The organism is Spirosoma flavum (assembly GCF_042686045.1).
In the GTDB taxonomy this organism is placed as follows: domain Bacteria; phylum Bacteroidota; class Bacteroidia; order Cytophagales; family Spirosomataceae; genus Spirosoma; species Spirosoma flavum.
Genome location: NZ_JBHUOM010000067.1, coordinates 1 through 10,090 on the forward strand (window position 1 = coordinate 1; position 10,090 = coordinate 10,090).

The window sequence follows — 10,090 nt, forward strand, 5'->3', positions numbered from 1 at the left end:
ACCATCGCCATCATAATCGGCTGGTAGAGCAACGACCGTGTTATCTCCACGATTCTTAGCAACTACTTCCCAACCCGTTGCATAACCGTTTTTAGAATAATCGATGTACCAGGTTCCGGAACGATCTTTCACTGAAAGATCATCCTTACCATCGCCATCATAATCGGCTGGTAAAGCAACAGCCGTGCCATCCCCACGATTAAGGGCAACTACATCCCAACCATGAAAGCCGTTTCTAGCGTAGTCTATATACCAACTACCTTTATAGTCTTTGAACCAGATGTCCGACTTGCCATCACCATCATAATCAAACTTGGGTTTGGATTTGGCGTTGGCGGTCAGGATTGTACAGAGCAAAAAGCAAACTAAAATAAAGCGAACCATCATCTTCACTTTTATAGCAGCGACTGGCTCAGCCATCTTGTGCCGCTTTCCTTCCTCTTTCATTTTTCTGAGGGTTTATGTATTTGGCGTAATATAGTTTTGTTTAAATAGAACAGATAGGATGGATCTAGCCATATAATAAAAAGTTTTACAAACGTATGACCTTGGTCATACGTTTGTAAAATATACTCACTTCGGCTAAGTTCGACCCATGAACCAGCCGACACCCCTCTCCACACAGTACGTCATTTATTACCGCGTCAGCACTAAACGCCAGGGCGATAGCGGTCTGGGTCTTGACGCCCAACGCGCCTACGTCGAGCACTTCTATCAGGGTTGTCCCATTCTGGCCCAATTTACTGATGTGCAGAGCGGCAAAAACGTACTGAACCGTCCGGAGTTGATGAAGGCACTCGCTTTATGCCATCAACAGAGGGCTACGCTGGTAGTGGCTAAGATCGACCGGCTCAGCCGAAACACCGAGCAGGCATTGGCAATCTACCGGAAATTGAAAGGCCGGTTGGAGAGCTGTGATATTCCCAACTTAGATAAGTTCACCCTGACGCTGTTTATGGCCATCGCCGACCGAGAGCGCGAACTGATCGGCATCCGTACTAAAGGTGCCTTAGTTGAGAAAGTGAAACGATTCGGGCAATGGCGAACCGGCAGCGAAGCATTCGCTAGCGGCCAGGCCGCTCGGCTGGGTCATACCACGATCAAAGCCCAAGCCGCGGAGAACCACCACAGCCGTCCCGCCAGTGCTATGATTAAAGAACTTAGGCAGCAGGGCTATAGTTGGTCAGAAATTGCTCGACAATTAAATACTGGCGGCTTTAAAACGCCAAAGGGAGGTAGTTATCAGGCTGTGCAAGTGCAACGACTCTATCAACGAATCTTATGAAATAGATCTGATAATCAATATGTTGTGAGAAAAATTTTGAGTTGTATAATGAATGTTATGTTAAGCGATTAATCATAGAAAGCGGCCATCTTGTCAGATGAGCCGCTTTCTTCAAATAATACAATGAGATTACTTATTCCCTTTTTCAACACTGATTGGCCAGGCTAAGCGAGCTAACAACAGCGAGCAGCTTGCCTTCGCTAGTCAAAGCCTGGTTAATGACCTGGAAATGCCTTTAAATGGATGTTTTGTTGGTTGTATTGCTTTAAATCATTTCGCTAATACCGAAATATAGTTTTAGTATTACTGATTAATAATCGCTGATTATACGCAATACAACATATGGAAAACGGTAGTACTGAAACGAATAACACCAATACCGAAAAGAAAAAAGGCCGACCCGAACGAGCAGACAAGGCTGATCCGTGGTCAGTTCGGGTTGATATTGAAACCCGGCGAATTATTGCTAAAGCGGCCAGCCGGGAAGGCAAGACTCTGGAGGAGTTCTTCGGGACAACTCTGCGCGAGTACTGCCAAGACTTATTGGTCAAACCGCAAAATCAGGCGCTTACCCGTCAGGACGATTTAGATTTGACCAAGTTTGTGAGCGTGGACGATTTCGACCATTTTAAGAAAGAAATCCTGACGGCCATTCAGCAGACCCAAAGTCCAGGCTTATTGACGAGTATGCGCCGGTTTCTGTTCGGTGCCGCCAAATAGGCCACCTGACGATACATTACTTACGCTGTTTAGCAGCTTCAACGGCTAAAACCTCTTGTAAGGTCATATAAGGCCCTTTATGCGTGGCCCACTGCTCACCGGATTCTTTCATCTCCTGTTCGGTCATGCCGTTTTTAATGACGGCTACCAATTTGGACGTTGGGGATTGTACTGCCTTTTTATTCAGGTTTTTGGGTGTTTTGAGCATAACGTTCTCGTTCTTTTCGATTCGCTGGCCGGCAGCTGATGGGACGAATTTGACCATTTCTGACTACAAAAGCAACGTACAAAATCCGATTTAGGTTGCTTCGAGCGACGACCTTATAGCGTTGTTCTCCCTGATCATCTACCCGGTCTGGTAGCGGCGCAAATGCTGGATCTGAAAACAAACTTTCTACTTCGTCGGTCGTATTGGCTCTTACCGGGTAATCATCCATGATGTGGCCCTTATTGCCTGCATCCCACTGAAAATCAGGCATCTATTTAATGGCTTTTTCTTTCCCTTTCGGTTCCTTTAAGCCGAGTCTGGTGAGCAGGTAGCCCGCTACATTTTTTTCGACCTTGATTTTGCCTGTCTGCAACTCATAAGCAAACTTATTGACTTCTTGAATCAGATCTCCTGAGTTCATGATTTGATTGACTACATCCACCCGCTTGATATTCCATTTTTCTAGCAGAAGCCTAACGTTTTGGTATTGGGTATCAGAAATACCCATTGGAGCAGCACCCTCTTTACGGGATTCATCTTTGAGGGGTAGAACAACAGCTAAAGGCTGAGCCTTGACGGTGAAGGTAATGTTTTCAAAGCTACGACCTTTCTTCTCAAGCGTGTACCCAATCTCTAAATCAGTGTGCTTGTTAATTTGCTTTACTGACGCATCCAGCACATAGCGTTTAAAATCGGATAGCCGTTCAAATTGCTCATTACCCTTGTCATCGAGTAAGGATAACATCTTTTTGAATTCATCTAAGCTAAAGGTTTGAGTCCGTCCCTTGTCCTTCCACTGACTACACACGGTATAAATTCTCTTGGCGAATTTACTGCCTAAGCGTAAAGCAGCATATAGTTGGAAGGAGGTAAAATTATCCTTCAGGTCAAATAGGTAAGGTTTGATAGGATTAGAAAATTCAACCTCGATAACACCCGTTCCATGAACATACTCTATCCGTTGGAACATCCAAAGTTGTGTATAACTTCTCTGCGTCGATACTTCAAACATACGGCTTCCCATCCCTTCAGTTGCTAACCGTAGTTGTTGGTAATTATATTTCTTACCTGTCAACTTACCCATTTCAACTACTGAGACCTCATAAACTCCATCAGTCTTATCCTTTCGCAATTTGGCGAGTAGGTATAAGAAAATGTCTAACTGCATCTCTGAGTACTCATAACGTGCATTTGTAATAGCATTATGCTGGCGTACCTCTATAGCTTGACTCATAATTTGTGTGCTTTAGATGCTTATGAGCAAATATAATAGAAAAGATAAAAAATCTCGATACTCGTTTAATTTACTCGTTTTCCACTTATTAAAACTCGTTTTTCCACTTATTAAAACTCGTTTTCCACTTATCAAAACTCGTTTTCCACTTATCAAAACTCGTTTTCCACTTATCAAAACTCGTTTTCCACCTATATATAGGATAACAAATAGAACAAAGCTTTACAAATACACAAAGATTGTGTTGTTGAAAAAAGCGGCTTTTAGGGAGCTGACGCTTAGTAAAAAACGGTTTGAAAGGGAGAAACAAAAAAACAAAAACACCAAAAAACTAAAAAAAGGAAAAGGGCTGCAACTATAAATTTAGTTAAATATCGGTTTCTACTAACAACTCTAATCATCTTCTATTTTTGACGGCTATACATCGCTTCGTCCGACCAGATTGATTCGTCTACTTGATGAACCCAAGTGTATCCAAATTGAGCATCAATATCGTATAAAAGACGCCTAACGAAATTAGCGTGCTTGATAATCACATCCAGTTTAGGGATTTTTCCCTGGTGAGCAATGGCGTTACGCTGAGTAGCCATATTACCCAAGGTTTCTATGCTATCTTTGCTTAACATGTTGATAATTAGCGTTTTATTTATGTATTCCCGATAAAGCTTCACTAAATCGGGAGAAGCCATACTATTTATTAAAAAATCAGTATCAGGCTTTTTGTAACTTATTAGGTTTTTAGTTGCTACTTCAATGGCAGAATATAGCATCAAATAAGCGCTTCTTAACTGGCGGGTTTGAAGTAGCCGCACCGACTCTTCAAGCAACTCATGATACAAGGGTTTTGAGGAATTAGTTGTATTTAAGATGGTCTTGAAATCGCTAAAGTCATCTATTGTTATGTCTGTTCCGGGTATTTCAATTTCTATAGGATCACCTATTGCATAATACTGGAGAGTCGCAGAGCGGGCTTTAGATTTACCATTTAAAGTCCAGATACAATGACTTGTCTCAATTTTTCTGGGTTGAGTGTAATGGACATGAAGCTTTTTTCGCCATATCAGGTAATCAATAAGCTTTTCGAGAAAATCTTCGTATGCATCCACTCTATTTCTAAAAAATTGATGGAATTTACTATCTTCTTCCTCGCCATCAATCACACTCTTAAAGGCTTGATATTCAGGCCTATCTTCTCGAATATTGAACTCGAATACACTAATCGCATGTATTTGGTGTGGGCTCTCTGATGGTATATCTAAAGTCATCTTGACCAAACCATCGATAGGCAATAAGGATCCATCCAAATGCACTGCATTAGCACATAAATCATCGGATATGTTGAAGTTAACCATACTGTCATACTCAAAACGTAATTGAGCTCTCTTAGAGGTCTCGCTGTTGGTAGGTGTCATAACACTAACTTTATCAATACTGAACTGAATACATCTTTCGGTTAATATAAACATCTTACTCAGCAGTACAAGTTTGAGTTACTTAATCTAAGCCTACCCTACTGCTATTGGCGTCCTATTTTACATGAAATTCAGTTATAGTAACCATAGTCAGCTTTAGCTAAGATGTTTACTACCAAGAAAAAGGAAGATCTGCTTGCGTGATCGTCCATCCGGTGCGATATTGTGTCGCGGTTGTAAAGCAAGCCATGACATTGTAGCTACAAACCTTCCTATCGGTCGGTTTTAGCTACAATGTCAGCCTTTCGTTACGCAAGCTTACGAAAGGCCCAGCTTTGCCAGCCGTTCCCTCTGGACTCCCGTAGTATGACCGACAAGAAGAGTATCACCCTGCGCTTTCGGGCCAGTGCCGACGAGCAGCAACAGATTGAAGCCAAGGCTACCCTAGCCGGGCTGACGGTGAGTGAGTACGTGCGCCGGGCGGCCACTGGCCAGCCGGTACACGAGCGGCTACCCGCCGAACTGCGGCAGGTTATCGTCGGCGTGGCCAACAATTTAAACCAGCTTACCCGCTACGCCCATCTGCGGCAGTTCGATGATCAGGCCATTGCGGCCATTATTCACCAGTTGAAAACTGCGCTGCGATGATCGCCAAAACGACGACCGGGAAGAGTTTCGGACCCGCCCTAGAATACGGGGCAGGCCTGAAGGAAGGGAAAGAAAATAAACCGGCGCAGCTGCTAGGCGCGTCGAACCTAGGGGCGCGTGATCCGCAGGGAATGGCCGCTGAAATGATAGCCGTAGCGGATAGCAGCCGGTGCCAAAGTCCGGTCTGGCACACGTCCCTGAATTGGTCGAAGGGGGAAGAAGTTCAGAAGGAGCAACTACTTCGGGCTGCGTCCGAGTATTGTCGCCAGATGGGAGCCGACCCTACCCGTCATCAGGTGGCCATCTATCAGCACCACGACCGACCCCACACCCACATTCACATTTACATCAACCGGGTGCCTTTGGACGGAGGTCCCGCCCTAGATACAAGCCACAACTACGCCCGAAATGTGAAAATATGCCAAGCGATTACCGAGCAGTTAGGTATGCTTAAACTGCCTGAACAACGGCAGAGCCTAAACGATCATAACCCCTACAAGCAAACGACCCGCGAATATGTGCAGGAAACGCTTAGAACAACGCTCACAAACCCTCAGATAACGAGCGTCGAGCAATTGGGTGAGCAACTGCGGTTAAAGGGCGTAGAGAGCCAGTTTAAACACGATAGTAAGGGGGTATTGGTGGGGTGCAGTTTCCGCTATGAGCAGACCGCCGTGAAAGGCACCGAAGTGGGCCATAAGGCTAAACAGATTGGACAGCAGTTGACCCTGAATCAGCAGGAGCAGAACCAAAGTCAAAGTGCTTGGAACGCTTTGTTTGCGGGTTATACCGCTGCGACAGAGAAAGACCGCTGGAATGAGCTTTTAACGGGCTACCAGCAAACGAAGGGGGAAGAAATGAAGCAGACTAAGCCCCAACAGGAGAAAAGGCCGGAAATCGAAGAAAAACAACAAAAAACACTCAAACGCGGGTTAGGACTATGAACCCCCAGGATTTATTCAACGACATCAAGGCCATGAAGGCCCAATTAGACGAGTTAAGCCAACGAGCCGCGCCTGTTACGGCTGAACAATTGGAACAAGTCATTGACCGGCCCATTACGTTAGATGCCAAGAGTTTCGCCCAGCATGTACTGCCCGATCTGAAAAAGGGCCTGCCGGATACAGCGGCTATTGAACAAGCGGCTGATAAGGCAGCTAGCCGAATTGCGCAGACTGCCGATCAAGCGGTTCAGAATTTTGAGAAGACCGCACAGCGGATTCCGCGTCATGTGCGGGTAACGGGCGACATCTACGGGTTTACTACATGGTATGCTGCTTTAGTCTACGGGGTTATCTTGACACTGGTGGTTTTCGGTGCCTGGTTCCTGTGTGACTACTACCGAGAGCAGGCTCAAGAAACGGTCATTTATAAGCAAGCTCAGGAAATAAGTCGAGAACGAGATTACTATTATAATCAAATTCAGGATTACAAGCGTAATAATCCGACCTATACTAAATTATTCCCTAGATATGATGATCAAGGCTTTTGGGATCAGTTTAACAGACCATAATAGATACTAAGTTGTCCATGTAGATGTTTTCGGAGTATCTGTAAATTGGTGTTTATTTAAACTGTACCAATAACTACACGTTGAGCATTTGTAGTAGGAGAACACGGGAGACAAACGTCTGCAATATTTCTATCAACTAACAAAGATGTGTTACCTAGCGATGAATAAATTTTAGGTTTATTTCTTGCAGGGTTAAAGAAAAGATTGTGTCTAAAAAATGGGTAAGCTCTTCTATCTGATGAACAAATAAGCTTGCAACCAGATACTCTTAAAAGGGCCACTATATGTTGATCATCAAAATTGTCGTGTGTAATTTGTGCAGACACAACATTCATATCAGAATCTACGATGTCGTTAGGGACGAATACAGCTTTACCGGCGCCTCTGAGTAAGGAGAATAAACGTACATAATTAGGGCCTAATTCTGAAATATATTTAGATCCACCATATACTACTTTGCCCTTTCCTTCCATAATCCATCTTTTTACTGGTTCAAAAACATGGTGTTGCGCATCGTCATTTTTGAAAACTGAGGATAGCGTATTTGTATCAATTATTATGCACATAAATCAGATTTGAAGTAATTCTAGGCCTTCTCTAATAAAAAAATCTCTAAAATCCGACGGTTGATCGTCAGGTAGTGAACCATCTTTGTTAATTGGAATACAAAAAAAACTATTTCCAGTATCATCTCTTCTAAAGAAGACAATTTGGCAACTTTTATCAAAATCTCCTTTTTTTCTGTTTATTCTTATTCTAAACCTATCAATGATATAATCACTATGGGTTTCTATTATAAATTTCTTATTCTCTTTATCTTGTATGTCAAAAATAAAGTCTCCAAATGCCGCTTGTCCTCTCGGATGCAAGTGAATTTCAGGTTGTTGAATTGAAAACCATGAATTTTTGTTACTCATAATAACTTCAATAACAACTGGAAGTATCTGAGAGACTCCATAACCAACATTAGTAATTTTCAGTGGGCGCCCATTTAATAATATATGTATTTCAAATGGGGAGTCTTCTTTATTACCTAACATGTTAATTTGAACAGAATCAAACAAACCACTATCTCTTCCAAATTTATTCAAGATTTGTATGTCGTTAGCTATCGCCTTATTTTTTTTAGCTGAATCGATACTAAGCATACTCTTTAATAAGTAAGGAGTATGTAAGCCAGTAGGATTAAATGTTGTCTTATAACTATCATAAGTTCTTCTTGGCTCTGTTCGGATTGGGGCAAGCCAAATAATCTCATTCAAAAAACGAGGTATAGTTATTCTATAGCTATTGTCATTATCTTTCTCTTTTTTCAATTCATTAATAATCACGTTTTGTAATTGAAAAAAAGGAACTTTTGAAAACATATTGCCTTTTATTTTTTCCATTTTTTTATATCTCAATCTCTTCAAGCCATTGTCTTTGACCCAATCTTTTAAGAATTCTAAGTCGCTGATATTTTCTATTTTTTTACTATCGATATTAGAATATTTATACTTTATATCACTTCCTCTGAATGTTGCTTGGATATTAAGACCACCTTCTATAAATGATAATTCACTAGCTGTAGGTTGGCCATTTTCATTTGTATATCGAATTTTAACTGCATTTATATTAGTAGCATCTTCATCTTTTTTGAAAGAACTTACTAAGCCAATTTCAAAATATTTTTTCTCACTATTTTGGTTAGCAATTTCTGAATAATAACCTAGCTCCGTTGGAGTGGAATTCAATTCTAAGTCAAACCAAAAAGTATCTGAAGAGATTATTTTTATCAACTTCAGTATTGAAGTTTTACCTGTACTATTTTCACCAACAAAAAAATTAATATCATTTAATGGAAGGAAAGCATTATTAAATCCTCTAAAGTTGTCAATATACAAAACTGCCATTGTGTTAAAGTATTTTTATACTATTTAGTAAGACTACGTGTCGTAAAGATATATTATTATTTAGCTTACTGTGAAGAGAACAGTAACACTACTATCTATTTCTGAAGTAGATAGCTGTTCGTACATCAGCGTTTAAGAAGTATACAACTTACTTCTACTGTATTACTATGCAATCTTGACGTTTGATTGTACATAAACAGATGTTAGACCAGATTTTAGCGGGAAAGTACAACGCTCGACCCCTCATGAAAGATAGCCGAACTTGTATTTTTCGGAGATTGTTGTATAATACCTTTTATGTAATGAGATTATTTAAAGCAATTTATCCAACAAATGGCAGTAGCGTGTTACGGTAAAGTACAACTGCTTTGTTGTTCTCGATCGAATGATTCAACGGGTTTGTTACTGTATAAACGAGCGTTTATATGTGAACAAAAAGGCTATAAAAAGCCCCAATAGAATATCGGGGCTTTCGGATATATGATAACTGACTGTCCCTTCATAACAAAGGCGCGATTTGTGCCGGGCCTTTGTGTGTCTTATGTCCTAAGCATATAAAAAAAGAGCAAAAGAGTAAGAGAGACGACTATAGAAAGGCAGAGTATTATTTAAGTTGGAAGTCCCCAACATAATTAGTGCTGCTACCACCAAATTGGAATTGAATGACATGATTATTGACATCTTGTGTTGTAATACTCGTATTATTTGATGGAGTGAATGAGGTACTTACTTGACCACTACTGTCTTTGGATGCATGCATATTGAATGAACCAATGTAATTATTACTACCTCCATACTCACTCATGACGACGACAAGTATATCGCATGGTTGCCCTATTGTAAGGTTTATTTCTTGTAAATCGCGAGAAGTAATACACTGAGAAACACCACCGTCATTATCGTTTAAACCACTACCATAACTCATTTGGATGTACTTACCTGCTCCTGTACTTTGTTCTGGAAACCGACTTGAGAAAGTCTCTCCAGATAAAGAATTCCCAGTGACGGTAATGTAAATATTATCCACTCCGCCCTCACTTTTATTACAACAAAGTCGGTTTAATTGTAATTGAATCGCCATGTGTACAACTACTTCCCAACCCGTTGCATAGCCATCTTTAGAATAATCGATGTGCCAGGTTCCGGAACGATCTTTCATTGAAAGGTCATCCTTACCA

Annotated in this window: 13 protein-coding genes; 5 read left to right on the forward strand and 8 right to left on the reverse strand. The window is 41.3% G+C overall.

From position 1 onward, the window contains the following. Positions 1 to 447 (reverse strand): FG-GAP repeat domain-containing protein (locus ACFS25_RS31705; protein ID WP_381509226.1); only part of this gene is annotated, 447 nt, incomplete at its 3' end. 148 nt (positions 448 to 595) lie between these two features. Here ACFS25_RS31705 and ACFS25_RS31710 point away from each other — a divergent pair. Both ACFS25_RS31710 and ACFS25_RS31715 read left to right on the forward strand, forming a co-directional pair. Further along, positions 596 to 1,285, forward strand: coding sequence for a recombinase family protein (locus ACFS25_RS31710; RefSeq protein WP_381509227.1), 690 nt, complete (start codon positions 596 to 598; stop codon positions 1,283 to 1,285). A gap of 342 nt (positions 1,286 to 1,627) precedes the next feature. Next, positions 1,628 to 2,005, forward strand: coding sequence for a hypothetical protein (locus tag ACFS25_RS31715; protein ID WP_381509229.1), 378 nt, complete (start codon positions 1,628 to 1,630; stop codon positions 2,003 to 2,005). A gap of 16 nt (positions 2,006 to 2,021) precedes the next feature. On the opposite strand, the gene ACFS25_RS31720 is transcribed toward ACFS25_RS31715, so the two are convergent. The 4 genes from ACFS25_RS31720 to ACFS25_RS31735 all read right to left on the reverse strand — a co-directional run bounded on the left by ACFS25_RS31720 (position 2,022) and on the right by ACFS25_RS31735 (position 4,913). Further along, the gene (locus ACFS25_RS31720; protein ID WP_381509246.1) at positions 2,022 to 2,270 is read right to left on the reverse strand and encodes a hypothetical protein; all 249 of its coding nucleotides are present in this window, start codon (positions 2,268 to 2,270) and stop codon (positions 2,022 to 2,024) included. Next, positions 2,185 to 2,484 carry a BrnT family toxin gene (locus tag ACFS25_RS31725; protein WP_381509231.1) on the reverse strand — a complete coding sequence of 100 codons (300 nt, stop codon included), beginning with the start codon at positions 2,482 to 2,484 and terminating at the stop codon, positions 2,185 to 2,187. The genes ACFS25_RS31720 and ACFS25_RS31725 overlap by 86 nt, the downstream gene beginning before the upstream one ends. Then, entirely contained in the window at positions 2,485 to 3,447 is a 963-nt protein-coding gene (locus ACFS25_RS31730; protein WP_381509232.1) for a replication initiation protein, read from the reverse strand. A gap of 404 nt (positions 3,448 to 3,851) precedes the next feature. After that, complete coding sequence (locus ACFS25_RS31735) at positions 3,852 to 4,913, reverse strand: hypothetical protein (RefSeq protein WP_381509234.1); 1,062 nt, start codon at positions 4,911 to 4,913, stop codon at positions 3,852 to 3,854. A gap of 240 nt (positions 4,914 to 5,153) precedes the next feature. Here ACFS25_RS31735 and ACFS25_RS31740 point away from each other — a divergent pair, with 240 nt between their 5' ends. From ACFS25_RS31740 to ACFS25_RS31750, 3 genes are read left to right on the forward strand one after another with little or no spacing between them, the layout of a single operon-like run. After that, positions 5,154 to 5,507 (forward strand): plasmid mobilization protein, encoded by a 354-nt coding sequence (locus ACFS25_RS31740; RefSeq protein WP_381509236.1) that lies wholly within the window; start codon positions 5,154 to 5,156, stop codon positions 5,505 to 5,507. Then, a complete protein-coding gene (locus tag ACFS25_RS31745; protein ID WP_381509238.1) occupies positions 5,504 to 6,451 on the forward strand; it encodes a relaxase/mobilization nuclease domain-containing protein in 948 nt (315 codons plus the stop codon). The genes ACFS25_RS31740 and ACFS25_RS31745 overlap by 4 nt, the downstream gene beginning before the upstream one ends. Then, positions 6,448 to 7,020 (forward strand): hypothetical protein, encoded by a 573-nt coding sequence (locus ACFS25_RS31750; protein WP_381509239.1) that lies wholly within the window; start codon positions 6,448 to 6,450, stop codon positions 7,018 to 7,020. The genes ACFS25_RS31745 and ACFS25_RS31750 overlap by 4 nt, the downstream gene beginning before the upstream one ends. Positions 7,021 to 7,076: 56 nt before the next feature. On the opposite strand, the gene ACFS25_RS31755 is transcribed toward ACFS25_RS31750, so the two are convergent. From ACFS25_RS31755 to ACFS25_RS31765, 3 genes are all read right to left on the reverse strand, one after another. Then, positions 7,077 to 7,586 (reverse strand): hypothetical protein, encoded by a 510-nt coding sequence (locus ACFS25_RS31755; protein ID WP_381509241.1) that lies wholly within the window; start codon positions 7,584 to 7,586, stop codon positions 7,077 to 7,079. Between the two features lie 3 nt (positions 7,587 to 7,589). Next, on the reverse strand, positions 7,590 to 8,912 hold the full coding sequence (locus ACFS25_RS31760; RefSeq protein ID WP_381509242.1) for an AAA family ATPase: 1,323 nt from the start codon (positions 8,910 to 8,912) through the stop codon (positions 7,590 to 7,592). A gap of 604 nt (positions 8,913 to 9,516) precedes the next feature. After that, positions 9,517 to 10,090, reverse strand: a 574-nt coding sequence (locus tag ACFS25_RS31765) for a hypothetical protein (protein WP_381509244.1), incomplete at its 5' end; no start/stop codon positions are given.